This window comes from Azospirillum thermophilum (genome assembly GCF_003130795.1).
GTDB classification, from domain to species: domain Bacteria; phylum Pseudomonadota; class Alphaproteobacteria; order Azospirillales; family Azospirillaceae; genus Azospirillum; species Azospirillum thermophilum.
The window spans coordinates 1-26,918 of the sequence record NZ_CP029354.1; the positions used below are offsets into that span (position 1 = coordinate 1).

The 26,918-nt window shown below is 69.3% G+C and carries 21 protein-coding genes and 1 riboswitch; of the genes, 9 read left to right on the forward strand and 12 right to left on the reverse strand.

What is annotated here, in order from left to right:
* The first annotated feature begins 60 nt into the window (after positions 1–60).
* Positions 61–378 carry a TroA family protein gene (locus DEW08_RS18330; RefSeq protein ID WP_146214723.1) on the forward strand — a complete coding sequence of 106 codons (318 nt, stop codon included), beginning with the start codon at positions 61–63 and terminating at the stop codon, positions 376–378.
* Between the two features lie 4 nt (positions 379–382).
* Here DEW08_RS18330 and DEW08_RS18335 read toward each other — a convergent pair whose 3' ends face one another.
* A complete protein-coding gene (locus tag DEW08_RS18335) occupies positions 383–616 on the reverse strand; it encodes a hypothetical protein (RefSeq protein ID WP_109329991.1) in 234 nt (77 codons plus the stop codon).
* Here DEW08_RS18335 and DEW08_RS18340 point away from each other — a divergent pair.
* Genes DEW08_RS18340 through DEW08_RS18355 form a run of 4 tightly spaced genes read left to right on the forward strand, consistent with a single transcriptional unit; the run spans position 548 to position 4,788 of the window.
* Positions 548–937 (forward strand): TroA family protein, encoded by a 390-nt coding sequence (locus DEW08_RS18340; protein WP_245986803.1) that lies wholly within the window; start codon positions 548–550, stop codon positions 935–937. The genes DEW08_RS18335 and DEW08_RS18340 overlap by 69 nt on opposite strands.
* The gene (gene fhuB / locus DEW08_RS18345; RefSeq protein ID WP_109329996.1) at positions 930–2,921 is read left to right on the forward strand and encodes a Fe(3+)-hydroxamate ABC transporter permease FhuB; all 1,992 of its coding nucleotides are present in this window, start codon (positions 930–932) and stop codon (positions 2,919–2,921) included. Before DEW08_RS18340 ends, fhuB begins: the two co-directional genes overlap by 8 nt.
* The gene (locus tag DEW08_RS18350; RefSeq protein ID WP_109329997.1) at positions 2,921–4,003 is read left to right on the forward strand and encodes a siderophore-interacting protein; all 1,083 of its coding nucleotides are present in this window, start codon (positions 2,921–2,923) and stop codon (positions 4,001–4,003) included. The genes fhuB and DEW08_RS18350 overlap by 1 nt, the downstream gene beginning before the upstream one ends.
* Positions 4,000–4,788, forward strand: coding sequence for an ATP-binding cassette domain-containing protein (locus DEW08_RS18355; RefSeq protein WP_109329999.1), 789 nt, complete (start codon positions 4,000–4,002; stop codon positions 4,786–4,788). Before DEW08_RS18350 ends, DEW08_RS18355 begins: the two co-directional genes overlap by 4 nt.
* A gap of 82 nt (positions 4,789–4,870) precedes the next feature.
* Here the strand turns inward: DEW08_RS18355 and DEW08_RS33265 are convergent, their stop codons facing one another.
* Positions 4,871–5,995 carry a calcium-binding protein gene (locus tag DEW08_RS33265; RefSeq protein WP_109330001.1) on the reverse strand — a complete coding sequence of 375 codons (1,125 nt, stop codon included), beginning with the start codon at positions 5,993–5,995 and terminating at the stop codon, positions 4,871–4,873.
* 239 nt (positions 5,996–6,234) lie between these two features.
* Positions 6,235–6,711, reverse strand: a complete 477-nt coding sequence (locus DEW08_RS18365; protein WP_109330003.1) for an Lrp/AsnC family transcriptional regulator — start codon at positions 6,709–6,711, stop codon at positions 6,235–6,237.
* 742 nt (positions 6,712–7,453) lie between these two features.
* Between DEW08_RS18365 and DEW08_RS18370 the strand changes: the two genes are divergently transcribed.
* Both DEW08_RS18370 and DEW08_RS18375 read left to right on the forward strand, forming a co-directional pair.
* Positions 7,454–10,525: an Ig-like domain-containing protein gene (locus DEW08_RS18370; protein ID WP_109330006.1), complete on the forward strand. Its 3,072-nt coding sequence runs from the start codon at positions 7,454–7,456 to the stop codon at positions 10,523–10,525.
* Between the two features lie 168 nt (positions 10,526–10,693).
* Positions 10,694–11,215, forward strand: coding sequence for a DUF2249 domain-containing protein (locus tag DEW08_RS18375; protein ID WP_109330008.1), 522 nt, complete (start codon positions 10,694–10,696; stop codon positions 11,213–11,215).
* Between the two features lie 133 nt (positions 11,216–11,348).
* Here the strand turns inward: DEW08_RS18375 and DEW08_RS18380 are convergent, their stop codons facing one another.
* From DEW08_RS18380 to DEW08_RS18390, 3 genes are all read right to left on the reverse strand, one after another.
* On the reverse strand, positions 11,349–12,914 hold the full coding sequence (locus tag DEW08_RS18380) for a nitrite reductase (RefSeq protein ID WP_109330010.1): 1,566 nt from the start codon (positions 12,912–12,914) through the stop codon (positions 11,349–11,351).
* Between the two features lie 181 nt (positions 12,915–13,095).
* A complete protein-coding gene (locus DEW08_RS18385; RefSeq protein ID WP_109330012.1) occupies positions 13,096–14,814 on the reverse strand; it encodes a NapC/NirT family cytochrome c in 1,719 nt (572 codons plus the stop codon).
* Between the two features lie 86 nt (positions 14,815–14,900).
* Positions 14,901–16,541: a cytochrome D1 domain-containing protein gene (locus tag DEW08_RS18390; RefSeq protein WP_109330014.1), complete on the reverse strand. Its 1,641-nt coding sequence runs from the start codon at positions 16,539–16,541 to the stop codon at positions 14,901–14,903.
* Positions 16,542–16,913: 372 nt separating this feature from the next.
* Between DEW08_RS18390 and DEW08_RS18395 the strand changes: the two genes are divergently transcribed.
* Together DEW08_RS18395 and DEW08_RS18400 are read left to right on the forward strand one after the other, a co-directional pair.
* On the forward strand, positions 16,914–17,564 hold the full coding sequence (locus DEW08_RS18395) for a peptidoglycan L,D-endopeptidase MepK (protein ID WP_109330016.1): 651 nt from the start codon (positions 16,914–16,916) through the stop codon (positions 17,562–17,564).
* Positions 17,565–17,650: 86 nt separating this feature from the next.
* A riboswitch (cobalamin riboswitch) is annotated at positions 17,651–17,875 on the forward strand.
* A 257-nt stretch (positions 17,876–18,132) separates the two neighbouring features.
* Positions 18,133–18,438, forward strand: a complete 306-nt coding sequence (locus tag DEW08_RS18400) for a hypothetical protein (protein WP_109330018.1) — start codon at positions 18,133–18,135, stop codon at positions 18,436–18,438.
* Here DEW08_RS18400 and DEW08_RS18405 read toward each other — a convergent pair.
* The 6 genes from DEW08_RS18405 to DEW08_RS18430 form a co-directional block, all read right to left on the reverse strand.
* Positions 18,393–18,815, reverse strand: a complete 423-nt coding sequence (locus DEW08_RS18405; protein ID WP_109330020.1) for a hypothetical protein — start codon at positions 18,813–18,815, stop codon at positions 18,393–18,395. The genes DEW08_RS18400 and DEW08_RS18405 overlap by 46 nt on opposite strands.
* A gap of 499 nt (positions 18,816–19,314) precedes the next feature.
* Positions 19,315–21,717, reverse strand: coding sequence for a glycoside hydrolase family 31 protein (locus tag DEW08_RS18410; protein ID WP_109330023.1), 2,403 nt, complete (start codon positions 21,715–21,717; stop codon positions 19,315–19,317).
* Between the two features lie 45 nt (positions 21,718–21,762).
* Positions 21,763–23,046, reverse strand: coding sequence for an MFS transporter (locus DEW08_RS18415; RefSeq protein WP_109330025.1), 1,284 nt, complete (start codon positions 23,044–23,046; stop codon positions 21,763–21,765).
* A gap of 580 nt (positions 23,047–23,626) precedes the next feature.
* Positions 23,627–24,628, reverse strand: a complete 1,002-nt coding sequence (locus DEW08_RS18420; protein WP_109330027.1) for a LacI family DNA-binding transcriptional regulator — start codon at positions 24,626–24,628, stop codon at positions 23,627–23,629.
* Positions 24,629–24,989: 361 nt separating this feature from the next.
* A complete protein-coding gene (locus DEW08_RS18425) occupies positions 24,990–25,877 on the reverse strand; it encodes a ParB/RepB/Spo0J family partition protein (RefSeq protein ID WP_109330028.1) in 888 nt (295 codons plus the stop codon).
* Positions 25,867–26,880, reverse strand: a complete 1,014-nt coding sequence (locus DEW08_RS18430; RefSeq protein ID WP_109330029.1) for an AAA family ATPase — start codon at positions 26,878–26,880, stop codon at positions 25,867–25,869. The genes DEW08_RS18425 and DEW08_RS18430 overlap by 11 nt, the downstream gene beginning before the upstream one ends.
* Between the last annotated feature and the right edge of the window lie 38 nt (positions 26,881–26,918).

Consider the following 26,918-nt stretch of genomic DNA (forward strand, 5'->3'; position numbering starts at 1 on the left):
GGACCGTTGCGGCCGGCGCCCGACATGGCCGGCGCCTTCCACCGGCGCCGGTTCCTCCGCATGGCCTCTGCGCTGCCGCTCGGTCTCCTGGCCGGCGGCACGCAGCCTGTGCGGGCCAAGGACGCAGGCGGGGTCTGTGCGCTCGACTGGACGAGCGCGCAGGCCCTGCTGTCGTTGGGCATCGTCCCGCGCGGCCTGCCGGAGATCGACCGCTACCGCCGCTCCGTGGTCGAGCCGGCGGTGCCGGACGGCGTTGCGGACATCGGCGCCAGGGCGGAACCGAACCTGGAACTGCTCGACCGGCTGGCGCCGGCAGGTTTCGTGACCGACGGCATGCTGTCCGCGGTGCGGGGCCGGCTGGAACGGATCGCCCGCTGACCCTCTACCAGTCCTTCGACACCCGGTCCGCCGAAGGGGAAGGGCGAGGCGGCCAGCTCGCCTTCGCCGTCGCGTCGCTGCGCGGGCTGGCGGGCGGCCTCGGCATGCCGGAGGCGGCGGACCGCGCGTCGCGCGCCTCGACCGCCTGCTGGAGGAGGCGCGCGACCGCCTGTCCGGCCGGGAGCGCCGCCCGCTCTATGTTCTGAGCGTCCTCGACGGGCGCCGCGTCCTCATCCATGGGCGCAACAGCCTCTACCAGGACCTTCTCGACCGGCTGGGGATCGAGAATGCCTGGACGGGTCCCAGCGGCCCCTATGGCCATGCCACGGTGACCATGGACCGGCTGACCGGCCGCCCCGACGCCGGGCTGGTCAACATCGGCAGCGAGGGCAAGCGGGCGCTGGAGGCGCTGGCCGCCCTGCCGCTGTTCGCCGGGCTGCCCTTCCTGCGCGAGGGCCGGGTCACCATCCTGCCGCCCATCCTGTTCTACGGCGGCGTCCCGGCGGCGGAGCGCTTCGTCCGCCTGCTCGGCGAAAGGCTTGTGCAGCGCGATGGCTGACACCGCGATCCCGCCCCCGCCCCGCCGGTTCGGCCCCGCCTGGCCGGTGGCCGGCCTGTTCCTGCTGGCCGGGCTGGCCTCCCTTCTGGTGCTCGACCGGCAATTGCCGCCGGATCTGTGGTGGCGGGCGCTGGTCGATCCCGATCGGGCGCGGCTCGACCAGCTCGCCGCCCATTACGTCCTGTTCCCGCGCTTCGCGGTCGCCCTGCTGGTGGGGGCGGCGCTGGGGCTGGCCGGCACCATCCTGCAGCAGGTTCTGCGCAACCCGCTGGCCGAGCCCGCCACCCTCGGCATCTCGGCGGGCGCGCACCTGTCGCTCGCCGTCGCCACCCTGTGGCTGCCGGATGCGCTGGCGGCGGGGCGGGAATGGGTGGCGCTGGCCGGCGCCGGGCTGTCGGCGGCGGCGCTGCTGGCGCTGTCCTGGCGCAAGGGGCTGTCGCCGGTGACCGTCGTGCTGGCGGGCCTCGTCCTCAGCCTCTATGCCGGGTCGGTCAGCGGCGTGATGGTGCTGTTCAACCACGATCTGCTGATCGGCCTGTTCCTGTGGGGCGCCGGCTTCCTCGACCAGCAGGATTGGGGAGTGGTCGCCTTCCTGGCGCCCCGGCTGGCGGTCCTGGCGGTCGCCGCCATGCTGGTGCTGCGGCCGCTGGTCCTGCTCGGCCTGGGGGAGGACGGGGCGCGCGGCCTGGGCCTGTCGGTGGTGGGCGCCCGGCTGGCCGGGCTGGTGATCGCGGTGATGCTGACCGCCCTCACCGTCGCCGCGGTCGGCGTGGTCAGCTTCGTCGGGCTGGCCGCCCCGACCATCGTCGGCATGGCCGGCGCCCGCCGGCTTGGACAGCGGATGCTGTGGGCGCCCCTGTGCGGGGCCGCCCTGCTGTGGGCGACCGACGCCCTGGTGCTGATGGCGCCGATCACCTACCGCGAGCTGCCGACCGGTGCCGTCACCGCGGTGCTGGGCGTGCCGATGCTGCTGTGGCTGCTGCCGCGGCTGCGCAGCTCCGCACCGCCGGTCATGGCCGCCGCCGCCCTGCCGCCACGGGCCTCCCGGCCGGGCCTGGCGCTTGCCGGCGCCGCCCTTCTGCTGCCGCTGGCCCTGTGGGCGGCGGTCGCCGGCGGCCCCGGACCGGACGGCTGGGACTGGAGCGTCGGCGGCGGGCTCGCGGCGCTCGACTGGCGCCTGCCGCGGGCGCTGGCGGCGCTGGCGGGCGGGGCGATGCTGGCGGTGGCGGGGGCCATGCTGCAGCGGATGACCGGCAACCCGCTGGCGGCGCCGGAAATCCTCGGCGTCTCCTCCGGCGCGATCCTCGGCGTGATCGTGCTGATGTTCTCGGCCGACGCTCCCGACCGCGCCGCACAGACCGCGGCCGGCGGGGCGGGGGCGGTCGCGGTGCTGGCGGCCATGCTGGCGCTCGGCCGCAAGGACGGCTTCCCGCCCGACCGGCTGCTGCTGGCCGGCATCGCCACCAGTTCGATTTCCGGGGTCGTCGTCGCCGTCCTGATGGCCGGGCAGGACCCGCGCCTGCAGACGCTCGTCACCTGGCTGTCCGGATCGACCTACATGGTGGGGTGGACCGACGGGCTGGCGGCGCTTCTGCTGGCGCTGCTCGCCGTCGCCGCCATCCCCTTCGTCGCCCGCTGGCTCGACCTGCTGCCGCTCGGCGGCGGGGTGGCCGCGGCGCTGGGGGTCAGCCCGCCGCTCAGCCGGATCACGCTGTACAGCCTTTCGGCGCTGCTGACCGCGGCGGCGACGCTGATCGTCGGGCCGCTGAGCTTCGTCGGGCTGATGGGACCGCATCTCGCCCGCATGCTCGGCCTGCAGCGGGCGGCGGCCCATCTCGCCGGCTCCGCCATGCTCGGCGGACTGGTCATGCTGCTGGCCGACTGGCTCGGCCGCAGCGTGATCTTTCCCTATCAGGTGCCGGCCGGGCTGCTCGCCTCGGTGATCGGCGGACCCTTTCTTCTCTGGCTGCTGGGACGGCGCTGATGCCCCGCTTCTCCTGCGATACCGCAATCCCTCACGACCATCCCGCCGCTGCCGCCGACCGGCTGGTCGCCGCCGCGGAGCCCTATGGCCTTTCCTTCATCCGCGAGGGCGACGCGCTGGCGGCGAGCGGCGAGTTCGGCCGGCTTGCGCTGAGCGTCGGCACCGATGCCCTGCATCTGCGGGCGGAGGCGGACGACCGCGGGCTTCTGGAGCGGCTGCGCGCCTCGGTCAGCGAACAGCTCGCCGGCCTGCTGGGGGAGGATGTTGCCATCGTCTGGACCGGCGACGTGGAGAGCGGGCCGCTCTTCGCCGACTTCCGCGAGATCCGGGTCGCCGCCGTCCGGGACCTGACGCCGCGGCTGCGCCGCATCACCTTCCGAGGCGGCGACCTCGGCCGCTTCGCCACGCCGGACGACCTGCATGTCCGCCTCTACCTGCCGCCGGACGGGCTGGCGGCGCCGTCCTGGCCGCGCCCCGGCCCCGACGGCCGGCCGCTCCGGCCCGAGCCGGAGCGCCGGCCGGCGGTCCGCTACTACACCCTGCGGCGCATCGACGCCGAGGCGGGCGAACTGGACATCGATTTCGTCCTTCATGCCGATGGGGGAGCCGGTGCGGCCTTCGCCCGGCGGGCCCGGCCCGGCGACCTCTGCGGCATGTCCGGCCCCTGCGGGCTGGGCATCCGACCGGCGGGCTGGTACCTGCTGGCCGGCGACGAGACGGCCCTTCCCGCCATCGCCCGCATCCTGGAAGACCTGCCGGCCGACGCCCGCGGCACCGCCCTGATCGAAGTGCGGGACGCGGACGACGAGTTGCCGCTTCGGGCCCCCGCCGGCGTCGCCGTCCGCTGGCTGCACCGCCGTGACGTCGGAGGGGAGGGTCCGCTGGTGGAGGCGGTGCGGTCCCTGACACTGCCGTCCGACCCGGCCGATCTGTTCGCCTGGGTGGCCTGCGAGTTCGACGCGCTCGCCCGCCTGCGCGACCATCTGCGCGGGCGCGGCATCCACCGCGACCGCATGCTGACCGTCGCCTACTGGCGGCGCACCCCGCCGGCCGCCTCATCAGACAGCAGGACCTCCGCATGACCTCGTTGGATAAGCCGATGTTCAGGCTCGAAGGGGTGAGCTTCGCCCTGCCGGGGCGCCTCCTGCTCGACCTGCCGTCCTGCGACCTCTTCCCGCGCCGGGTGACCGCGCTGATCGGCCATAACGGGTCGGGCAAATCCACCCTGCTGAAGATCCTGGCGCGCCAGCAGCCTCCCAGCGGCGGGCGGGTGCTGTTCGAGGGGCAGCCGCTGGAGCGCTGGAAGCAGCGGGCGCTCGCCCGCCGGATCGGCTATCTGCCGCAGCAGATGCCCGCGGCCTCCGGGCTGCTGGTGCGGGAACTGGTGGCGCTCGGCCGCTATCCCTGGCACGGCGCGCTCGGCGCCTTCCGGGCGGAGGACGCCCGCAAGGTGGAGGAGGCGCTGGCCCTGACCGACACCGCGCGGTTCGCCGGCCGTCTGGTGGACAGCCTGTCGGGCGGCGAGCGGCAGCGGGTGTGGCTGGCCATGCTGATCGCGCAGGATGCCGGTTGCCTGCTGCTCGACGAGCCGATCTCCGCGCTCGACGTCGCCCATCAGGTGGAGGTGCTGGCCCTGGTCCGCCGCCTGTCGCGGGAGCGCGGCATCGGGGTGGTCGCGGTGCTGCACGACGTCAACATGGCCGCCCGCTTCTGCGACGACATCGTCGCCCTGCACGGCGGGCGGCTGATCGACCGCGGCACCCCGGCCGAGATCATGACGCCGGGCCGGCTGGGCGCCATCTACGGCCTGCCGATGACCGTGATCCCCCATCCCGAGACCGGCGCGCCGGTGGGGCTGGTCCGCTGACTGCCGGGCCGGCCTGCCGCCGCCGGCGAACCAGCCCGGCCCGGGACGCCGATCATCGCCGGACGTCTGCTTCCGGGCGCGGTCAGCCCGAGGTGAGGAAGTCGACCGGGGTGAGTTCGGTCACGCCCAGCAGGGTGAGCGAGGGCACCCGGCCGGTGGTGTCGGCATACCAGGTCATGGTCAAGGAGCCGTCGGCCACGCTGAAGCGCTCGTCGGCACCGTTGAGGACACCGTCCCCGTTGCTGTCGAACCACTCCCAGAGATGATAGCCGGGCCGGACGTCGATCACGTCCTCGCCCCGTGTGAAGTCCAGGATCAGGTCGTCACCGTTCCAGGTACTGCCGAAGCTGTAGTTGTCGCGCCCGGCGCCGCCGATCAGCGTATCGTTGCCGGCTCCACCACCATCCCAGCCAAGGCTCGGCCCATCCTCGGGCTCGCTGGTGAAGTCGTACGCGCTGAGATACATGCGGTCGTCGCCGTCACCGCCGATCAGCAGGTCGTCTCCGAGACCGCCGATGAGATCGTCGTTGCCGTCCTCGCCGAACAGTATGTCATTGCCGCTGCCGCCGCTCAGGCCATCGTCGCCCAGGCCGCCGTAGATGGTGTCGCTGCCGGCGCCGCCCTCCAGGCCATAGTACTTCGTGTCGCCGAAAACATCCTCATACTGATGGGTCCAGCCGTCGTCGCCGTCGCCGCCAAAGATCACATCATCGCCTCCCCTGCCCCGGATGCGATCCCGACCGGCCTCACCGGACAGTTGGTTGGCGCCGCTGTTGCCCTCCAGGTAGTTGTCGGAGGCATTGCCCCAGCCACCGAGGTCGGCGCTCCCGTCCAGGACAAGAGCCTCGATGCCGGTCCCCAGCCGGTAGGACAAGGTGGTCGTCACCGAGTCCCCGACCCAATAAAGGTCGCCGGAAGGCGGCCGGTCGAACGAAACGGGAGGCCCGATCTCGACGACCCGGTCGCCCGGATCGTCGACGTAATAGCGGTCGTTCCCTTCTCCGCCGACCATCAGATCCGCGCCGGTTCCGCCGATCAGTATGTCCCGACCGTCACCACCGAGAAGCGTGTCCCGGCCGGCTCCGCCGAACAGCGTGTCCAAGCCGTCCATCCCGATCAGGGTATCGTCCGCATCGGTGCCGGATAAGCTGTCGTTGCCGCTGGTCCCCAGGATCGGCTTGGCCAGCATGCTCCACTGCCCGGTCATGGCATTCCTCCAGAATTGTGTGGGCGTGCGCCCTCTTCTGCATCCTTAGGATGCGAAGTTCATGCTGGATGGATGGGCCGGGCGCACCAACACATCTTTCGGATGCATGATCTTTAGGCAGAGCTCGCGCTTGCTTTTGACCAATGCGACAGGGATGCGGGGGAGCCTCCTCGGCCGGATTTCGGCCGATTCCGGGGCCGCAGGTCCGGGACGGCGGTGCGGCCGGGCCGCCGGGAGCTTCACTCCAGATGATCCAGCGGCAGCCGCGTCTCGAACTTCACCTCCTTCAGCGACACGTTGGAGCGTACGTGGGCGACGCCGGGTATGGAGAAGATCTTCTCACTGAGGAAACGGCCGTAATGCTCGGTGCTGGGCACCACGATGCGCAGCAGATAGTCGGCATCGCCGGTGACGGCAAAGCACTCCAGCACCTCCGGCATGGTGCGGATGGCCGCCTCGAACTGGTCCACCACATTCTCGCGATGGCGCTCCAGCGTCACATGGGCGAAGACGCACTCGCTGAGGCCAAGCTTGCGCGGGTCGAGATGAACCGTGTAGCGGCGGATGACGCCGATCTCCTCCAGCGAGCGGACGCGGCGCCAGCAGGGGGAAGCCGACAGGCCGACGCTGTCGCCCAGTTCCTGCATGGTCAGGCGGGCGTTGTCCTGCAGGGCGTCGAGAATGCCCTTTTCATGCCGGTCGAGCTTGATCGTCACAGGTGATCCATCCTTTCAGGCCCAATCTTCAGGAAGGCTCCTCGAAGAGACTGTGCGACGCGTCATGCCCGCAGGCAAGACGCCCGCCCGGCGCCGGACCCGGCGCAAAAGAAAAAACCCAACCGGCCGCGGGACCGGTTGGGGGAGGTATTGCGGAACCAGGGAGTCCGGTCCCGCAAAAGGGACGCAAGAACAACGGACGCAGCAGCAACGGCTTCCGGCCGGCGTCTCACTCTGGTGCGGATCGGGTCATGACGGCGGTTCCTCCTGTTTCTTGTTCCTTCGGCGTTTTGCCGTTCCGGCGACCCCGACCGCATTCACGATGGAGCCTCCCTGTTCATGTGTTTGTTTAGCAAACTGAGTGTGGAAAGGGTATCCAAAACAGCCCCGGTTTTCCGCCGGATTCGGCAGGATTTTCCGATGTACAGCCGCAGCGCGGATCGATTTGCCAAACACCGCGGATCGGCCGTCCGGCCACCCCTCCAAAGCGGAGGTAGGGCACGAAGAGGAAGGCTAATCCCTCAGACGAAAAGAAACAAATTGCAGTCTTAAAATGGCCTGAACAGTATTTATTGGAAGATCGCAGTTTATTCATCAGGATCCGAGAAAAACGAATCCTGCCATAGCCGAACACACAGGATTTGACTTGGGATTCTCTCCGGCCCGTGCAGCGGAGGGCGGGTTGCCGTGCGCCCGCCCCCTCCATCGGACCAGCCGGCGGACGTGACGAGGAAGACGACCCATGAGCTTTTTTGAACCGAAGATCGTCCGTGCCAGCACGGCCACCGGCGGCACGCAGGCCAATGCCGACTGCTACGTCCCGTCGCTGTCCGGCGACGGCTCCAGGGTCGCCTTCCAGGGCTACGCCTACAACCTCGTCGCCGACGACACCAACTCCGCCGCCGACATCTTCGTCAAGGACATGGCGACCGGAACCATCGTCCGCGCCAGCACCGCCGGAGACGGCACCCAGGCCAACGGCTTCTCCTACTTCCCCTCGCTGTCCAACGACGGCTCCAGGGTCGCCTTCTACAGCTATGCCACCAACCTGGTGGCCGGTGACGGCAACGGCGTCGCCGACGTCTTCGTCAAGACCCTCGCCACCGGCGCCCTCACCCTGGTCAGCACCTCGACCACCGGCGTGCGCGGCAACGGCGATTCGACCTACCTGTCGCTCTCCGGCCAGGGCAACCACGTCGCCTTCATGAGCGAGGCCACCAACCTGGTGACCGGCGACGGCAACGGCGTCGCCGACATCTTCGTCAAGGATCTCACCTCCGGCACGCTGACCCGCGCCAGCACCAGTGCGGCGGGCGTCGAGGCCGATGCCGCCTGCTACAAGCCGATCCTCTCGGCGGACGGCGGCAAGGTGGCCTTCTTCTCCACCGCCTCCAACCTCGTGGCCGGCGACGGCAACGGCACCTGGGACGTCTTCGTCAAGGACATGGCGAGCGGCGCCGTCACCCGCGCCAGCACGGCCAGCGACGGCAGCCAGGCCAACGGCTATTCCTATGACGGCTGGCTGTCGGGCGACGGCCGCAAGGTCGCCTTCGTCAGCCACGCCACCAACCTGGTGGCCGGCGACAGCAACGGGGTGGCGGACATCTTCGTGAAGGACCTGATCACCGGCGCGCTGGTCCGCGTCAGCACGGCGGCCGACGGTACCCAGGCCAACGGCGACTCCGCCAATCCGGTGCTGTCGGCCGATGGAACCAAGGTGATCTTCCACAGCAATGCCAGCAATCTGGTGGCAGGGGACGGCAACGGCGCGTCCGACATCTTCGTGAAGGACCTGATCACCGGCTCCATCACCCGCATCGCCGAGGATCCGAGCGGCGACGGGCTGTCGCTCTCCGCCGACGGCAGCCATGCCGGCTTCCACAGCAACGTGCCGACGCTGGTCAGCGGCGACAGCAACGACCGCTGGGACGTGTTCGTGGCGGACATTTCCGGAGCGACCCAGCCGCCGCCGGGCGGCAACAGGGCTCCCGCCGCCCAGCCGGACAAGACGCTGACGGTGGCGGAGGATTCCGGAGCAACGCCACTGGCGATCACCCGGCCGACCGACGCCGACGGCGATCCGCTGACCATCACCGTCGCCGCCGTCCCGACCGCAGGCCGGGGCGCCGTCTATCTGGCCGATGGCACGACCGAAGTCGTCGTCGGCCGGATCCTCACCGCGGCCCAGCTCGAAGGGCTGCTGTTCCGCCCCGCCGCCGATGCCAACGGGGCGGCCGGCGGCTTCCGCTACACGGTCAGCGACGGCAAGGGCGGCATCGTCAGCCGGACCGTCTCGCTGGCGATCACCGCGGTCAACGACGCCCCGGCCGGCGTGGCGGACTCCTATCAGACCGCCGCCGGCAAGCCGCTGGTGGTCGCCGCCGCGGCCGGCGTTCTGGCCAACGACCGGGACGTGGACGGCGACGCGCTGACCGCCGTCCTGGCACAGGGACCGGCGCACGGAACGCTGTCGCTGGCGGCCGACGGCTCCTTCGTCTACACGCCCGCGGCCGGCTTCTCCGGGGCCGACAGCTTCACCTACACCGCACGTGACGGCGTTGCGGCAAGCCAGCCGGTCACCGTCGCGCTGACTGTCCGGCCCGCCGGCGCGGTCACCATCACACGGGCCAGCACGGCCACCGACGGCACGCAGGCCAATGCCGACTGCTACGTCCCGTCGCTGTCCGGCGACGGCTCCAGGGTCGCCTTCCAGGGCTACGCCTACAACCTCGTCGCCGACGACACCAACTCCGCCGCCGACATCTTCGTCAAGGACATGGCGACCGGAACCATCGTCCGCGCCAGCACCGCCGGAGACGGCACCCAGGCCAACGGCTTCTCCTACTTCCCCTCGCTGTCCAACGACGGCTCCAGGGTCGCCTTCTACAGCTATGCCACCAACCTGGTGGCCGGTGACGGCAACGGCGTCGCCGACGTCTTCGTCAAGACCCTCGCCACCGGCGCCCTCACCCTGGTCAGCACCTCGACCACCGGCGTGCGCGGCAACGGCGATTCGACCTACCTGTCGCTCTCCGGCCAGGGCAACCACGTCGCCTTCATGAGCGAGGCCACCAACCTGGTGACCGGCGACGGCAACGGCGTCGCCGACATCTTCGTCAAGGATCTCACCTCCGGCACGCTGACCCGCGCCAGCACCAGTGCGGCGGGCGTCGAGGCCGATGCCGCCTGCTACAAGCCGATCCTCTCGGCGGACGGCGGCAAGGTGGCCTTCTTCTCCACCGCCTCCAACCTCGTGGCCGGCGACGGCAACGGCACCTGGGACGTCTTCGTCAAGGACATGGCGAGCGGCGCCGTCACCCGCGCCAGCACGGCCAGCGACGGCAGCCAGGCCAACGGCTATTCCTATGACGGCTGGCTGTCGGGCGACGGCCGCAAGGTCGCCTTCGTCAGCCACGCCACCAACCTGGTGGCCGGCGACAGCAACGGGGTGGCGGACATCTTCGTGAAGGACCTGATCACCGGCGCGCTGGTCCGCGTCAGCACGGCGGCCGACGGTACCCAGGCCAACGGCGACTCCGCCAATCCGGTGCTGTCGGCCGATGGAACCAAGGTGGCCTTCCACAGCCACGCCAGCAATCTGGTGGCGGGGGACACCAACGGAGTGTCCGACATCTTCGTGAAGGACCTGCTGAGCGGAACGGTGACCCGCATCGCCGAGGACCCCAGCAGCGACGGCCTGTTCTTCTCGGCGGACGGCCTGCATGTCGGCTTCCACAGCAACGTGCCGACGCTGGTCAACGGCGACAGCAACGACCGCTGGGACGTGTTCGTCGCCGGGCTGACCGGCGCCTGACCGGCGGACGGCCGGGGCAGTGGTTCGGCCAATGGTTCGGACGGTGCGGGAGTTTGTGCGGGAACAAAGAAGCGGAACGCATGCCGCGATAGAGCTACGGCCGACCGTTCCGGTCCCCCGTCACGGCTCGCCACTCACTGCTCGCCACTCACTGCTCAGTGGATCGTCATGCACACCACCCTTCCCGCCGGCCGGCCCCAGCGTCCCGAACCGGTCATCGACGTCCAGTCCATCCCGCCCTACCAGCGCCACCCGATGATCTTCCAGGCGGTGCAGGAGCTGGCGCCGGGCACCGGCTTCTCGCTGGTCAACAACCATGACCCCCGGCCGCTCCACCTGCAGCTCCAGTCCCTGCTCGGCCCGACCTTCACCTGGGAGTATCTGGAGCGCGGCCCCGAGGTCTGGCGCGTGCGCATCGGCAAGCCCGAAGCGGGCGAGGCCGCGGCGTCCCATCGCGTGCGCATCGAGCGAAACGGCCGGGTCGTGGCCGCCGACCGCTTCGACGAGCTCGGCCCGGCCGGCGCCGGGGCGCAGGTGTGCGAGGTGGTGGACTGCCCGCCGGGCACGGCGATCGAGGAGGTGCTGGATCTGATGCAGGGCGTCCTGCCGCCGCCGGGCGTCGTCAGCCTGCCCTACGAGCGGCTGGTGGCCCGGCGCAGCGGATCCTGCTGCGGCGGCATGTGCGGCTGAGGCCGCGCCGGCGCACGACCTTTTTCCGGGCGACCCTTCCAAAGCCCCTGCCGGACCTCGGGCCGGCGGGGGTGTTTCTTTGCCGGCATGCAGGAGCCGGGTCCCGACGCGCCGGCACCGTCGGGATTGGGGATCAGTGGCTGGTCCCGCTGGAATAGTTGATCTTGTTCCAGACGTTGTACTTGCCGATCGGCTTGCGCATCGGCAGCCGCCTGACCTCCTCGAAGGTCGCCGCGTCGTAGACGATGATCGCGCCGTCCTCCTCCATCACCGAGACCAAGGCGTAGCGGCCGTCGCGGGTGAACTCGACATGCGCCGTCAGCTTGCCCGGCGCCGGGCGCAGGGTGCGGACGATCTCCAGGCTGCGGGTGTCGATGATCGGGATGAGGTCGCGGTCCCTGCCCATGTAGGCGTCGGCCCAGGCATAGGGCGTGTTCTCGTGGCCGCGCAGGAAGAAGCCGGGACCGGGCATGGGAATGCGCTTCACCGTCTTCCAGTCCACCGTGTCGATCACGCTGATCACCGGGTCCTTGAAGTGCGGCGTCGCCATCACCGGCCGGCCGTCATGCGTGAAGGTGATGCCGGAACCGAGATGCGGCATGCCCGGCAGGTCCAGCTCGGCGATCTGGCGGCCGACGTCCATGTGGACGACGATCCCCTTCTTCCCGTCGCGCGAGGTCGCCATCAACTGGTCGTAGGGCTGGTCGAAGAAGAAGTCGTCGACATACTCGTCGACCTTCAGCTTGCGCACGGGGAAGGGGCCGGGCAGCGCCACCCCCTCCTCCCGGCCGGGTTCGCGGGAATGGACGAGGCCGGCATAGACCGGGCGGTCGTCCCACGGCATCTCCCACACCTCCTTGAAGTCCTTCAGCGCGGCGACGAAGGCGTTGCGCGGCGGCATGGCGTAGACGGCGGAGACGCGCGAACTCGCCCCCTTGCCGTCGGTGACGGGGATCACCTTCACCGGCGACAGGTCGCGGGCGTCCAGCGCCACCAGCGTGTGGGGCAGCGTGTTGCCGACCATCAGGTAGCGCCCGTCGGTCGAGACGGCGACGTTGCGCGTGTTGACGCCGGCCCGCACCTCGGCCACCAGCCCCAGGGAATGCAGGTCGTATTTGGAGATCCAGCCGTCGCGCGAAGCGAAATAGACGAAGCGGCCGTCCGGCGAGTATTTCGCGCCGCCATGCAGGGCGAAGCGGCTCTGGAACCGGTCGAGCACGGTGAAGCGGTCGCCGTCGAGGATGCTGACGTGATGGTCGCCGGCCTCCACCACCGTGAAGAGGTTCAGCGGATCAGCCTGATGCTGCGGCTTGTCGGGCAGCGTCGCCGGATCGCGATGGACGACGCGGCTGGCGGCGATCTCCGCCATGCCCCAGGGCGGCACGGCGGGCAGCGGCGTGAAGACATAGGCGGCCAGCGCCTTCACCGCCTCGTCGGACAGGGTTTCGGCCGGGAAGCCCGGCATCTGGGTCGCCGGGCGGCCGTGGCGGATGATCCGCTCGGCCTCCGCCGGCTTCAGCCGGCCGAGATTCTCCGGCAGCAGGGCCGGGCCGATGGCGCCCAGCCGGTCGCCGCCATGGCAGGCGGCGCAATGCTCGGCGAACAGACGCTCCGGCTGCGGCGCCTGCGCCAGCGCGAGGGCGGGCAGCACGCCCGGCAGCAGGGCCGCGAGGGCGGCGACGGAACGGCGGCGGATCATCGGGGCCTCCAGGCTGCCTACAGGGCTCCGCAGCAGGATGGGAAGCCGGGCATTTCAAAGCCTTGACGACCGTCAAGTGCGGGTCCGGCGGCGGCGGGCGGAACGGGCGGCGGAAAAAGGCGGCGGGGCGGCACCGGATGGCACCGCCCCGCCAGGGGACATCGCGAGGGGTCGCGAAGGGCTATTTCTTCACCGCGTTGATCTGCGCCTCCGCATTGTCGAGGGCCAGCTTGTAGTTGACCGAGACATGGTGGAAGCGGGCGTTGGTGTGGTCGTCGTGGATGGCGAAGCCGATGGTGTAGAGCTTGCCCGGTTCGATCGAGATGTCGCCCGGCTTGTCCGACACCAGCTTGCGCACCAGCGTCAGGGTCCAGGTCCCGTCGGCCAGCGTGCCGATGCCGGTGGCGCCCTGGCCGCCCTCCATCACGCGCTCGGCCGAGACGTAGCCGTCCTCCACCGCGTTGCTGCCGGACTTCCAGCGGATCAGGTCGAGGAAGACGCCCTGCTTCAGCAGCTCCGCCAGTTCGTCGGCCGGCTTGCGCTTGTCCCAGCCGCCGCGCGGGCTCTCCTTGAGCGAGATGGCGCTGCGGGTCTGCGGCAGGTACTTGGTCACCTCCTGCCCCGCCGGGGTGTCGGGCATGCTGCGGGCATCATGGTGGCAGGTGCTCCAGCAGCCGCTGCGGCCGGCATCCTCCACCAGTCCCTGGTCGAGGATCAGGGCGAGCTTCACCGGGTTCTGCGGGTCCATCATGCCGCCCTCGACGAAGGGGGCGGGGGTATGCGGGCCGGCCGGCCAGCGGAAGCGCATGATCAGGTTGGTGCCGTCATGGGCCGCCTGCACGGTCAGCGGGATGAAGGCCGGCTTGCCGGGGATGGGCGTGGTCTCCGCCTTCTGGCCGGTGACCATCTTCTTGCCCATGTCGGCCTGCTCGCCCTCGTGGCAGCCGATGCACTCCTCGCCCTTCTTGTAGGCGCGCGCCCCGCCATGGTCGGTGCCGGTCTGGATCCACTCGTAGGAGGTCTGGCCGGGATAGAACAGCGTCACCACGCGCTCCGGGACGGCCGACCAGTCGACGGCCGGAAGATCCCCCGCCGGGGCAGCGGCGGCCTGCGCCGGGACCGCGGGTGCGGGGGTGGGGGCGGGGGCGGCTGCGGGAGCGGGGGCCGGCGCAGGGGTCGGCTGCGCGGCCGGGGCCGCAGCCTGGGCAACGACGGCCGCAGGCAGGATCGCCGCCGTCTTGACGTCGGGAGCCTTCGCCTCGGCAGGTTTCGGGGCAGCGGGAGTGGGGGCGGCGGGAGCGGCGCTGGAGACCTTCGGCGCGTTCTCCTCCTCCTCCAGCAGATGATGCACCGGCTTGTGGGCGATGCCCTTGTGGCAGTCGATGCAGGTCATGCCGTCGGCCTTGGCCATCTCATGCTGCTTCCTGGCGCGCGGCTTCTGCTTATCGGCGCTCATGCCGTCGAAGGAATGGCAGTTGCGGCATTCCAGCGAGTTGTTGGCCTTGAAGCGCGCCCACTCGTGCTTGGCCAGCTCCAGCCGCTTGGCGTCGAACTTCTCCGGCGTGTCGACGCTGCCGAGCAGCCAGTGCAGCACCTCGTTGGAGGCCTGGATCTTGCGCTGGACCTTGTGGATCCAGTCCTTGGGCACATGGCAGTCCGGGCAGGTGGCGCGGACGCCGGTGCGGTTCTCGTAATGGATGGTCTTCTTGTACTCGGCGTAGACGTTGTCGCGCATCTCGTGGCACGAGACGCAGAACTCCATCTGGTTCGTGGCTTCCATGGCGGTGTTGAAGCCGCCCCAGAACACGATGCCCGACACGAAGATCACGGCCGCGCCGATCAGCGTCGCGCCGAGAATCCGCACGCGCCCGAGGCGTGACCAGAGCGCTTTCATCGCCATGTCGTCACCCTTCCTAAGCAATGGAATTGAATGGGGCGGGCGGGTTGCCGGACCACCCGCCCCACGCCGCCGGCGGACCGGACGGGTCAGTAGATGTCGTGCTGGGTGTTCAGCACGTTGAACTTGCCGGTGGGGGTGATCAGCTTCGGATCCTTGATCACCGCCTTCATCTTGCGGGTCTTGTCGTCGACCACGACGATGGCCGAGGGATCGGTCTTGCCGGCCCAGATGGAGAACCAGATTTCGTCGCCGGCGGCGTTGTACTCGCCGTGCACGACGCGCTTCAGCGCCTTGGTCTCGGGCAGGCCGGCCATCTTGGCGATGTTGATGACCTCCGGCCCCTTGTCGAGGTTGCCGATGTCGAACACCGTCACCGATTCCAGAACCTCCTGGTCCGGGTTCAGCGGGGCGTCGGCCCACAGGTTCTTCGACTTGGGATGGGTCTTGACGAACAGCGAGCCGGCGCCGTGGTTCTTCAGCTCCGCCACCACCTTCCAGGCGCTTTCCGGATGCTTGTCCGGATCGGTGCCGATCAGCGTGATGACGTCGGAGCCGAGGTGCGAGGTCGCCCAGACCGGCCCGAACTTCGGATGGACGAAGTTGGCGCCGCGGCCCGGATGCGGCTTCGGCTTGGTCGTCACCAGGGCGGCCAGCTTGCCGTCCCTGGTGTCCACCACCGCCACCTTGTCCGACGCGTTGGCCGCCACCAGGAAGTAGCGCTTGGACGCGTCCCAGCCGCCGTCATGCAGGAACTTGGCGGACTCGATGGTGGTTTCCTTGAGGTTGTTGATGTCGGTGTAGTCGACGAGCTTGATCATGCCCGTCTCCTTCACGTTCACCACCCATTCCGGCTTGATCGGGGAGGAGACGATGGAGGCGACGCGCGGCTCCGGATGGTATTCGCCGTCGATGGTGTTGCCGCGGGTCGAGACGATCTTCAGCGGCTCCAGCGTCAGCCCGTCCATGATCACGTACTGCGGCGGCCAGTAGGAGCCGGCGATGGCGTACTTGTCCTCGAACCCCTTGAACTTGGAGGTATCGACGGACCGGGCGTCGAGGCCGGTCTTGATCGTCGCGACGACCTCCGGCTTCTCCATCCACAGGTCGATCATGTCGAGCTTGCCGTCGCGGCCGATCACGTAGACGTAGCGCCCGGAGGCCGACAGGCGGGAGATGTGGACGGCATAGCCGGTCTTGACGATGTTCCAGATCGTCTTGCTGTCGCCGTCGATCAGCGCCACCTCGCCCGAATCGCGCAGCGTCACCGAGAACACGTTGTCGAGGTTGACGGTGTTCATCTTCCTGGTCGGGCGCTTTTCCGGCGGAATCACGAGCTTCCAGGAGTTCTTCATGTCCTTCATGCCCCATTCCGGCGGGGCGTCGGGCGTCATCTGGATGTAGGTGGCGAGGTTCTTGATCTCGTCCTTGGACAGGATGTCCTCGAAGTTCGGCATGCCGCCCTCGGTGCCGAAGGCGAGGATCTTCTCCAGCCGCGCCTGCCCGAGCTTCTTCGTCGCCTCCGGCTCCAGGTTCTTGCCGGTGGCCCCCTTGCGCAGCACGCCGTGGCAGCCGGCGCAGCGCTCGAAGTAGATCTTGGCGCTGGCGTCCTTGGCCTCCTTCGCGAGCGCCGGGTCCCCCGCCTGGGCGGAGGCGGAAACCGGCGCCAGCGCGAACAGCGCCGGAATGGCAACGGATGCGGCCCACAAGGCCGGACGGGTCCACCGCATAGTCATACTCCAGGGCAGTCTTTCATGAAGATGCCTTGTCTTAAGTCGGCCACCCCCCTTGAAACCTTGACGATGGTCAACATGCGCGGATCATCGGTCCATGCGGCCTTACTTGACCTTGGGTAATTGGAGCTTCTTTGGCGGTAATTCGATAAATTCCAATCAGGCCCGTCCATTACTTTGATACGGAAGGAATGCGACTTGACCATGCGCAAGTGGAGCGGCGACGCCCGCGGCGTCCCGGCCGGCCCTTTGGGAATTTCCAACGGCGGCCGCACGCAAGCAGGGCAGCCCCGTGACGTCTTCACGGCCAAGCCGGTTGACATCGGACCATGGGAGCGGACCATGGGAGCGGAACAAACTGACGGCGCTATGGCGATGATCCCCCTGAGGCGACGCGAACTTCTGGCCGGGTGCGGCGTGCTGGTCCTGATGCCGGCCGTCGCCCTGGCGCAGCCGGTGACAGCCCGACGGCTCTCCCTGCGCAACGCGCACACCGGCGAGACCTTCGACGGACCCTACCGCGACGCCTCCGGCCCGCTGCCCGACGCCATGGCGGACCTCGGCCGGTTCCTGCGCGACCACCGGGCCAACAAGGTCGGTCCGGTCGACGTCGGGACGCTCGACCTGCTGGCCGACGTCATGGAGGCGGTGGCCCAGAGCAAGGCGACCGTGCTGTCGGCCTTCCGCACTCCGGAGACCAACGCCAAGCTGGCGAGCAAGGGGCTGGGCGTGGCGGAGCACAGCCAGCACCTGCTGGGCAAGGCGCTGGACGTCACCTTCCCGTCGCGCCTGCCCGACGCGCACCGCAAGGCGCTGGAGATGAAGCGCGGCGGCGTCGGCTGGTATCCGCGCTCCTTCTTCCTGCATCTCGACACCGGCCCGGTGCGGAGCTGGGAGCTGTTCGGCCGCGACCTCGACAACCTGTTCGCTCCGGGGGTTCGGGGACGGCTGCGCACGGTCGCCGACCGCATGAAGCTGCACCGCGCCATCGCCCGCCGCCGCCTCTCGGCGGGCCGCTGACCGGCCGCCCTGCCCCGCCTGCCCGGCCTCGCCTGCCTGAGCGTCCGTTCTACTCTTCATTGACAGGCCGGGGTGCCGCCCCTATCACTGGTTCCATCGTCAGCGGTTCTCCACGGCGAAAGCCGGGGGATTAAAAGGGAACGACGGAAGGACGGGAGCCTCTCCCGTGCAAGCCGTGGCTGTCCCCGCAACTGTGAGCGGCGAGTCGGTGCCAACCAGGGCCACTGACCGAAGGTCCCCGGACCCGGTCGGGAAGGCGGCAGCGATGACGACCCGCGAGCCAGGAGACCTGCCTCTGACGGCGTCACTTTGCCTTCGGTCGGGGTGTGCCGGGGGTGCGGGAAACCCGTTGTGGTGACGCGTCCATCGACGTTGCCACGGCCGGTTCCCGAAGCGGTGCCCAGTCTCCCCTTCGCGTCCTGCCGTCGAACGGACCTTGCGGTCCGGGCAGCGTCCGTTCAACGGCCCCCGGTGGGCCGGGTCCGGATGCGCGCTCGCGGGGATGGCCTTGCACGGCCCTGCCCGTCCGACCCCGCGCCTTCAGACCCGCGACAGGACGTGGTGCGGCATGAGCAGGACAGGCATCGGTACCGAGTTTCAGGTGTGCTTCACCCCACCGGACGGCCGGGAGGACGGCTGGACCGGAGCCCTCTTCGCCGCCCTGCTGGAGGGGATGCTTTCCGCCCGGCCGGAACTCGCGGAGGCGGAGGCCCGCGCCCTTTGCGGGCTGGCCGGCGATGGCCCGGCGCGGCATCCCGCGGCCGAGCGGATGGGCTATGTGCTGGACGACCGGGCGCCGGACCGCACGGCCATCGAGGCCCTGGCGGACTATCTCGGCGCCGGCCGGCGGAGGGAGGGAGATGCATCCTCCTGAGCCGCCGGGCAGGCGGGGCGGGTCAGCCCGGCCCGCTCCGCCGCCGCCTGCAGGGCGCCGAGGAAGGCAACGGCAGCCTGCCCCAGCGCGAGGGCGACGGACTCGTCGACGATCTGCGCGAGGCTGATGGACTGCGCGAGCTGCGCATCGCGCACCGTGGTGAGGGGAAGGCAGCGGATCATGCGGGCCGACAGCTCGCGGATCGCTCCGCTCAACTGGTCGAAGCCGTAGGGTCCGGAAGGCGGATCGGCCAGCAGCACGGTCAGGGACTCCACCGCCTCGGTAAAGGCGGTGGGCCGGGAATCGAAGGCACGATGCAGGTCCAGCCCGTCAGGCCCGACGGCTGCGCGACCGCCCGCCACCCTGGCTTCCGTCATTCGCATCTCCCTCACCGATGGGAGCGACCGCCTGCCAAGGCAAGGCCACGGGGTGCGGATCCCATCGAATCGGGTTCCGGAATACCAAAGCACACTGGTGGGTCGTCAAGAGCGCAAGGGCGTGCAAGCCATTCTCATGCCTCCGGTTCTCCCGCGGCCGGCGGATGGCCCCCGACCACGGATGAACTACCCCGGATTCACCGGGCCGGCCGGATCGACGGGCGCATCCTCGGGTCCGGACGGCGCGGCGGGAACGGGCTCCTCGTCCGGCTCCTCCGGACGGCGTCCGAGACAGGAGCCGTCGGGACGGACGAAGGGCGATGGCAACCGGGGGGTCCGGGAGTCTGGCGGCATGACGTCTCCTCTCCTCCCCTTGGAACATGGTTCGGGCGCCAGTGTCCCATACGCTCTTGGACAACGGGAGCGGGGAGAGAAGAGGAAAGGCGGGCGCGGCCCGGCGGGAGGAGGTCTCCCGGCCAGGCCGCCCCGCCGTCCGACGTCAGAGCGCCACGGTGACGGTCCGCCAGCCGTCGACGAGCCGGTCCGACGTCACCGTGCCCCCCGCCAGGGTGAGCGCGCGCCTCTCCTGCGGCGGCAGCAGAAGCGTCACCGCCGCAGCCACCGGCGGACAGGCCCCTTCCCTGCCGATGCGGATGGCCAGCCCGTCCGCTTCGGCATCGACCGCCAGGGTCCATCTGCCATGCCGGCCGTCGCGGTAGCCTTCGCTCTCGCCGTCATCCTCGTAGCAGCCGGCCTGGAACGCGCCGGTGCCGTGATGCGGGAAGATGGCGAAGCCCCGCTCGTCGGCGGCGTGGTTGAAATGCGCCCCGGCGAGGTTGAGCGGGATGGCCGAGCCGGCGCGGGCCAGCAACGGCGGGCGGTCCCACGGGGCGGGCAGCGTGACCTCCTGTCCGCCGGCGAAGCGTTCGCCGGTCCAGGCATCGTACCAGTCCGCGCCGGCCGGCAAATAGACCGGCCGGTCCCGCCGTCCGGGCTCGACCACCGGCGCCACCAGCAGGGCCGGCCCCAGCAGCATCTCGTCGTTTTCCTCGAAGCAGCGCGGATCGTCCGGGAACTCGTAGAAGGTCGGACGGATCATCGGCTCGAAGTCGCGGTGATACGTCCAGAGCAGGTCGTAGAGATAGGGGACCAGCCGGCTGCGCAGCTTGATCAGGGCGCTGATGGCCGGGGTGATCTCCGGGTACATCCAGGGTTCGTTGACGGTCTTGTCATCGTTCCAGGAATGGATGGAGAAGCGCGGCAGGAAGATGCCGAACTGGACCCAGCGCAGGAACAGCTCGGCATCGGGCGCCGGGCCGGCAAAGCCGCCGATGTCGTGGCCGGTGTTGGAGATGCCGGAGAGCGCCAGGCCGGTCCCCATGCGCACATTGTATTTCAGCGTCTCCCAACTGGTGTAGTTGTCGCCCGACCAGGTCTGCACATAGCGCTGCATGCCCGCGGCACCCGCCCGCGAGATGAGGAAGGGGCGCTTGTCCGGGGCGAAGTCGCGCTGCGCCTGCTGCGAGGCGCGGATCATCAGCAGGGTGTGCAGCGGCTTGGCGTCCTTGGCCCGATAGGGCGTGCCGAAGCCGGCGGCGACCGCCGCGTCGCTCCAGATCTCGAACTCGTTGTTGTCGTTCCAGGTGGCCGCGATCCCGACCTCGAGCAGGGCCTCCGTGACGCGCGCCTTCCACCAGTCGAGCGTCCTGGGATTGGTGAAGTCGAGATAGGCGCCGGCCTCGTCCCAGAACTGCACCATGGCGGGCTTGCCGTCGGCATCCTTGACGAACAGCCCCTCCCGCTCGGCCTCGGCGAAGCGCGGGTGGTCGCGCAGCAGGCAGGGCTTGATGTTGGCGCACAGCCGTACGCCATGGTCGAGGTAGTGCTTTGCGAAGGCCGCCGGATCGGGGAACTTGTCGCGGTTCCAGTGGAAGACGTAGCGCTTGTCGGCGATGGAGGTGTAGCCGGACGACAGGTGGAAGGAGGAGCAGGGAATGTCGTGCTCCGCGCATTTCGCCAGGAACTCGTTCATGCGCTCCTGGGCGTTGGGCGCGTCGGTGTAGGTCATGGTCGAGCCGGAATAGCCCAGGCTCCATTTCGGCATGAAGGCCGGCCGGCCGGTCAGCCAGGTGAAGCGCCGGGTGATGTCGGCCGGCCGCCCGCCGCCGATGACGTAGTAGTCGAGGTCGCCGCTGTCCGCCACGAAGTAGCGGTAGTGTCCGTGGTAGTTGTCCAGCTCGCGCCCCATGTCGAAGCTGCAGTCGGCGAGCGTGTCGTAGAAGATGCCGAGCGGAACCCGGTCGGTCTTCTTCCAGGTGATGTAGAAGGGAATGTGCTTGTACAGCGGGTCGGACGTGCGGGCGCTGTAGCCCATGGCGTCGAGGTTGGTCATCCGGTAGGACTTGCCGAGCCGGTTCGCCTCGCCGGCGCGTTCGCCGAGGCCGAAGTACATCTCGTCGGCATCACGCTTCAGATAGTGGTAGACCTTGTCGTCCCACCATCCGAAATTGTAGTTCTGGGTTGCCCGATCGGCGGCGGCGGGCTTCCAGCCGCCGCCGGCGCGGGTCTCCCACCGGCAGAACAGGCCCGCCAGGACCACGGTGAGGCGCAACTGCGCGGTGGTCACGACCAGCGTGCCGTCCGTCTCCTCCAGCCGGTAGGCCGGGCAGGCGAAGCCGGCGAGATCGAAGCGGTCCCGGCCTTCGGCGGGGACATCCTCGCCGCCCGGGGCGACGCTCCAGCTGCGCGGGCAGCGCAGGGTGCCGCCGGGAAGCACCATGACGCGGATGATGTCCTCTTCCAGGACGAACAGGTGGGCGACGTGGCCTTCCGCCGCCTGGAGCGTCAGACGGGCGCCGTCCTTTTCCTTCAGGGAGAAGACTGGGGGGGTCGACAGGGACATGATTCGATCTCGATAGGTTCGGTGTCGCCAAGGGGCGGACGGGGATCAGTGGGCGGCCGCGGCAGCCGTCACCTTGCGGTTGCTGTCGCGCAGCAGGGCGATGGCGACGCAGGCCCCGATCAGGTCGAACACGGTCAGGCAGACGAACAGCGGGTTGTAGCCGATGGTGTTGGCCAGCGCGCCGACGATCAGCGAGAAGGTCAGGCCGCCGGTCCAGGAGGCCATGCCGGTCAGGCCGTTGGCCGTCGCCACCTCGTGGCTGTCGAAGACGTCGGCGCTGAGGGTGTTGATCAGGGCCGAGATCATCTGGTGGGCGAAGCCGCCGATGCAGAACAGCGCGATCGCGGTGTAGGCGTCCGAGGCGAGGCCGATGCAGCCCGGGCCGATCATGCAGATGGCGCCGATGACGATGCCGGCCAGACGGGAGTCGACCACTTGGAACTTGAAGTGCTTCATGAAGAAGGGCGACAGGTAACCGCCGAGGATGCCGCCGAAGTCGGCCGCCAGGAAGGGCAGCCAGGCGAACATGGCGATCTGCTTGATGTCCATGCCGCGCTCGGTGGCGAGATAGAGCGGGATCCAGAAGCTGAAGGTCTGCCAAGCCGGTTCGGCCAGAAAGCGCGGAATGGCGATGCCCCAGAAGCGCTTGGTGGAGATGATCTCCATCACCTTCGGCTTGGCGGCGGCGCCGTCGGCGGTCAGCACCGGCGGATTCTGGCCGCCCACGATGAACGCCCGCTCCTCCTCGGTGATGTTCGCATGCTCCTTGGGCGAGCGGTAGAACAGCCACCATAGCGCTGCGAAGACGAAGCCAAGAGAACCGGTGACGTAGAAGGCCGCCTGCCACGAGTACTGCATCTGCACGTAGATGACGAGCGGCGGGGCCAGCATGGCGCCGAGCGAGGTGCCGGCATTGAACCAGCCGACGGCGACGGAGCGCTCCTTGGTCGGGAACCACTCGCCCACCGCCTTGATGCCCGACGGGATGGCGGAGGCTTCGGTCAGGCCCAGCAGGCCGCGGAAGAAGGCCAGCGACATCCACCCGGTGGCGAAGCCGTGCAGGCAGTTGGCGAGCGACCACAGGGCGGCGAACAGGGCGAAGCCGACCTTCAGGCCGAGGAAGTCGACGATGTAGCCGCACACCGGCTGCATCACCGTGTAGGCGAGCTGGAAGGCGGCCACGACATAGGAATATTCCTGCGTCGAGAAATTAAGGTCGGTCTTCAGGATCGGCGCCATCACGCCCAGCGAGTTGCGCGCCAGATAGTTGACGATGGTTCCCAGGCAGATGAGGCCGATGATCCACCACCGGAGTCCTTTGATTTTCATGATGAGCCTCTGATCGATACCCGACGTTGGGGGATGAAGGCGGCTGGAGATCCCGGCGTCTTGCCCATGACGGGATGGACCGGCGGTCCCGCGCAACCCTGCTGTCTGTTCCGTGTGTCCTGATGGCGATGAGGAGGGCCGGTTCTTCGGGGCGACACCTCGTGCTGGTGGGGATGGCGCCGCCCCGCAGGTATCTCCGTTCTGCCGTCAATTACCCGCAGTGGTTGAGCCATCTGTTTTCCGCCCGGTCGACAGCGCGGTCCACCGGCCTACTGGCCTGACCACTAGGCAAACGTTAGCCTAGAAGGACTTTCCCTGGCAAGGGGGACCAGATCTTTTGTCTGTCTTTCTAAAAACTCTTCAATATCAAGTGGATGACCGAGCGGGAAGGAAAGGGTGCGTCAACCAGCCGCACATCACAGCCGGTTTCCCACCAGACGATCCGACGGACGAAGGCTACGCTCCTCAGTTGTGCACTGCACAACACGGCCCGCCGGAGGGGCGCCGGCATCGCCGGATGTCCCGCCCCCTTCAGCCGCGCGGAAGGGACATTGCCGGCCGGGCCCGGCCCGGCGCAGCCTCAATCGACCGAAAAGGGAAGGATCACTTCGCCGGGCTCGCCGCCGTTCCAGATCGTCTGCAACTGTTCGACGATCGGGAGGCCGAAATCCCGGTAGGGCACCTGGATCGACTTCAGCCAGGGAGCGATCCAACTGTTCAACTCGCTGCCGTCGATGCTGACGATGAGGCAATCCTCCGGAATCCGCAGGTTCCTCTCCCTGGCACAGCGGTAGACACCGTAGGCGATCTGGTCGCTGACGCACAGCATCCCCTTGGGCCAGGGGGCGCCGTCCGGCAGCGTCCGGGCGGCGGCGTAACCGACCTCCAGGTGGAAATTGCCGGGAGCCGCTGCCTTGGTGATCCTGGACGCCGGGACGCCGAGCGCGCTCATCCGGGCGCAGAAGCCGGCGACACGCTCCTCCGTCACCGCCGAACCGTTGGCCGGGAAGACGACCGCCGGCTCCCGGCATCCGTGGGACCACAGGTAATCGGCGGCGGCGGCCCCGGCCTGAAGGTTGTCGATGCCGACGAACGCGCCGGGCTTGTACGGGTTGCGCCGGCAGGCGAAGACCACCGGCTCCTTGCGCGCCACGATCTCGGCCAGACCCGGGCTCCTGATGTTCGTGACCAGGATGTATCCCTGAACCGCCTGGGCGCGCATGGCCTGCAGATACTCATCCTGCAGATCCTCGCGGTCATGGGTGTCGCAGAGGGTCATGACATAGCCGATGTCCCTCAGCGCGGCTTCGGTCGCCGATGCGATGGTGGACATCACGGGATTGTTGAGGTTCGCCGTCAGCATGGCGACGACACGGGTCTTTCCCTGCTTGAGGGCGCGTCCGATCTGATTGGGCTGATAGCCCAGTTCCTCGATCGCCTGACGCACCCGCTCCGCCGTCTGTGCCGACGCCCGGTGCGTCTGGCCGTTGACGATGCGGGATACGGTGGAAATCGAGACGTTGGCGGCTTCCGCGATGGTGGCAAGGGAAACCGCCCCGCCTGATTTTCGACCGGTCTTCATCCCTCGACCCGTTTCCTCGATCTGCTGCGATGTCCTGGTCCCGGTATAGCAGGGCCGGGACAGGTGCGGGACTCTTCTCCGTATCCCGGCCCGCCGCCCGGATGCCGGACAGGGCGGAGATCGGAAGGCACTGCCACCCCTGCCCGTTCCTGCTATCCTGCAGCTCCGGGATCATCGGCGAGCGTGCGCGAAGCCCTGCCGGCCGTCGCCGCCGTCCCGGCACTATTCTTCCAATTCACTATCATCTGTTTGGATTTCAAGACGTTGGCTGCCATGTGGGACGTCCCACATCGGTTCCCGGTCTCACCCTACCCTGCCCCGCCGATGTGGGACGTCCCACATCCCTCCCGACCGGCGGAGGTCACGGCTCCTGCAGGATCGCGTCGATCTCGGCGCGGAGCTTGCGGAGCCGCTCCCGCTCGGCCGGCGCCAGATGCGACCGCTGCTCCCGCACCACCGCCACGTCGCGCAGGATGCGCGTCACGCTCGCCCGCAGCAGCCTGGCCGGGTCCCGCCCGCCGGCCGGACGGGCGCCCTGCCCTTGCGCGTGATCGCGCTTGGCCTGCCGCACGAGCTTGACGCTGGCGCCCTCCTTGGCCCGCGCCCACAGCTCCGCCTTCAGCTCGTCCGGCGCCGCGGCGATCTCGACCATCACGGAACGCGAGACATGTGCATGGGCGTGGGCGCCGGCATACTCCTCCAGGATATCGGCGGGCAGCGACAGGATCGCCAGCAGCTTGGTCACATCGGTGCGGTCCTTGCCGACCACCGCGGCCAGCTCCTCATGCGTATAGCCGTGCTTCTCGGCCAGCCGGGCCAGGGCGGCGGCATATTCGACGGCGTTGAGGTCGACCCGCTGGATGTTGTCGATCAGCGCGATCTCGTCGGGGTCGCCGGAGGTCAGGATCGCGAAGATCGTCTTGCGGCCGAGCATCTCGTGCGCGCGGACGCGCCGCTCGCCGCCGATCAGCAGATAGTCGCCCTGCGGACGCTGGCGCACCAGGATCGGGTTCTGCAACCCGTGACGCTCGATGGAGGAGGCGAGGCTCTTCAGCTCCGCCTCGTCGAACTGGCGGCGCGGCTGGTCCGGATTGCGGGCGACGCGGTCGAGGTCCAGTTCCACCACGTGGGGGAAGCCGGCGGAGGTGCCGAACAGCCTGTCCGACCCGATGGTGAGGGCAGGGGAAAGGGCGGGGGTGGGGGAACCGCCCAGCAGCTCCTTCGTCTTGCGCTCGAACTTACGCGGCATGGCTGGCGTCCCTCTGCTTGGCATAGGCGCGGATCTGGCGCGCGACCTCCCGGAAGGTCTCGGCCCCCGGCGCGCCGGGATCGCCGGCCAGCGTGATCATGCCCGCCGCTGCCGCCTTGCCGTAGACGGTCGCCCGTGGGATCGGGGGGAAGACCGGAACCTGCTCGGCATAGGACTCGCGAAGCTCCTGCAGGGTCGCGCGGTCCTGGGTCAGGCGGTCGTTGTACATGGTCGGGATGATGCCGGCGATCCGCAGCCCGGGGTTCACCCGGCGCCGGATGCGCGTGATGGTGTCGACCAGCCGCTTGACGCCCAGCAGGGACAGCGCCTCCGTCTGGACCGGCACGACGACCAGCTCCGCCGCCGACAGCGCGTTGGCGGTGACGAGGCCGAGGTTCGGCGCGCAGTCCATCACGACGAAGTCGTAGCTGCCGCGCAGATCGTCCAGCTTCTCCCGCAGCACCAGCCCGCCGGTGGAGTCCGCCGCCAGCTCGACATCGGCATCCGCCAGCGACAGCCCGGCCGGGACGAGGTCCAGCCCGCGCTCGCCCGTCGGAATGATGACGGAGGACAGCGGCTCCTCCGAGCGCAGCACGTAGTAGAGCGTCTTGCGCTGCTGCTCCAGCCCGACGATGGCGGCGTTGCCGACGCCGACATGGACGGTGGCGTTGCTCTGCGAGTCGCAGTCGATCAGCAGGACGCGCGCTCCGCCCTCGGTCAGCGCATAGGCGAGGTTGACGGCGGTGGCGGTCTTGCCGACCCCGCCCTTCTGGTTGGCGATGGCGAGGAAGGTGGCGCGCCGCGGCCGGTCCTCCTCCGTCCGGCCGGCCAGGAAGTCGAGCACCTGCTGCGGAATCCGCTCCGCCCCGCTCTCCCAGCGGCTGATCTTCGCCTTGGTGTAGCTGCGCCCAAGCTCCGCGTTCAGCCAGTCGGCGAACTGCGTCTGGTTCTCCCCCCGGCGCTCGCGAAGCTGACGCATCTCGTCCCCTCCGATCGGCGGCATGGCCGTCCTCCCCCTGTCCTGCCCGGCCGGTAGCTGAG

What these genes read in the sequence shown, in the direction of transcription:
- DEW08_RS18415 (WP_109330025.1), bottom strand. Translation starts at nt 23,046, where the DNA reads ATGAAAATCAAAGGACTCCGGTGGTGGATCATCGGCCTCATCTGCCTG.
- DEW08_RS18420 (WP_109330027.1), bottom strand. Translation starts at nt 24,628, where the DNA reads ATGAAGACCGGTCGAAAATCAGGCGGGGCGGTTTCCCTTGCCACCATC.
- DEW08_RS18400 (WP_109330018.1), top strand. Translation starts at nt 18,133, where the DNA reads ATGAGCAGGACAGGCATCGGTACCGAGTTTCAGGTGTGCTTCACCCCA.
- DEW08_RS18370 (WP_109330006.1), top strand. Translation starts at nt 7,454, where the DNA reads ATGAGCTTTTTTGAACCGAAGATCGTCCGTGCCAGCACGGCCACCGGC.
- DEW08_RS18355 (WP_109329999.1), top strand. Translation starts at nt 4,000, where the DNA reads ATGACCTCGTTGGATAAGCCGATGTTCAGGCTCGAAGGGGTGAGCTTC.
- DEW08_RS18390 (WP_109330014.1), bottom strand. Translation starts at nt 16,541, where the DNA reads ATGCGGTGGACCCGTCCGGCCTTGTGGGCCGCATCCGTTGCCATTCCG.
- DEW08_RS18335 (WP_109329991.1), bottom strand. Translation starts at nt 616, where the DNA reads ATGGATGAGGACGCGGCGCCCGTCGAGGACGCTCAGAACATAGAGCGG.
- fhuB (WP_109329996.1), top strand. Translation starts at nt 930, where the DNA reads ATGGCTGACACCGCGATCCCGCCCCCGCCCCGCCGGTTCGGCCCCGCC.
- DEW08_RS18405 (WP_109330020.1), bottom strand. Translation starts at nt 18,815, where the DNA reads ATGACGGAAGCCAGGGTGGCGGGCGGTCGCGCAGCCGTCGGGCCTGAC.
- DEW08_RS18350 (WP_109329997.1), top strand. Translation starts at nt 2,921, where the DNA reads ATGCCCCGCTTCTCCTGCGATACCGCAATCCCTCACGACCATCCCGCC.
- DEW08_RS18395 (WP_109330016.1), top strand. Translation starts at nt 16,914, where the DNA reads ATGGCGATGATCCCCCTGAGGCGACGCGAACTTCTGGCCGGGTGCGGC.
- DEW08_RS18375 (WP_109330008.1), top strand. Translation starts at nt 10,694, where the DNA reads ATGCACACCACCCTTCCCGCCGGCCGGCCCCAGCGTCCCGAACCGGTC.
- DEW08_RS18410 (WP_109330023.1), bottom strand. Translation starts at nt 21,717, where the DNA reads ATGTCCCTGTCGACCCCCCCAGTCTTCTCCCTGAAGGAAAAGGACGGC.
- DEW08_RS18380 (WP_109330010.1), bottom strand. Translation starts at nt 12,914, where the DNA reads ATGATCCGCCGCCGTTCCGTCGCCGCCCTCGCGGCCCTGCTGCCGGGC.
- DEW08_RS18430 (WP_109330029.1), bottom strand. Translation starts at nt 26,880, where the DNA reads ATGCCGCCGATCGGAGGGGACGAGATGCGTCAGCTTCGCGAGCGCCGG.
- DEW08_RS18385 (WP_109330012.1), bottom strand. Translation starts at nt 14,814, where the DNA reads ATGGCGATGAAAGCGCTCTGGTCACGCCTCGGGCGCGTGCGGATTCTC.
- DEW08_RS33265 (WP_109330001.1), bottom strand. Translation starts at nt 5,995, where the DNA reads ATGACCGGGCAGTGGAGCATGCTGGCCAAGCCGATCCTGGGGACCAGC.
- DEW08_RS18330 (WP_146214723.1), top strand. Translation starts at nt 61, where the DNA reads ATGGCCTCTGCGCTGCCGCTCGGTCTCCTGGCCGGCGGCACGCAGCCT.
- DEW08_RS18425 (WP_109330028.1), bottom strand. Translation starts at nt 25,877, where the DNA reads ATGCCGCGTAAGTTCGAGCGCAAGACGAAGGAGCTGCTGGGCGGTTCC.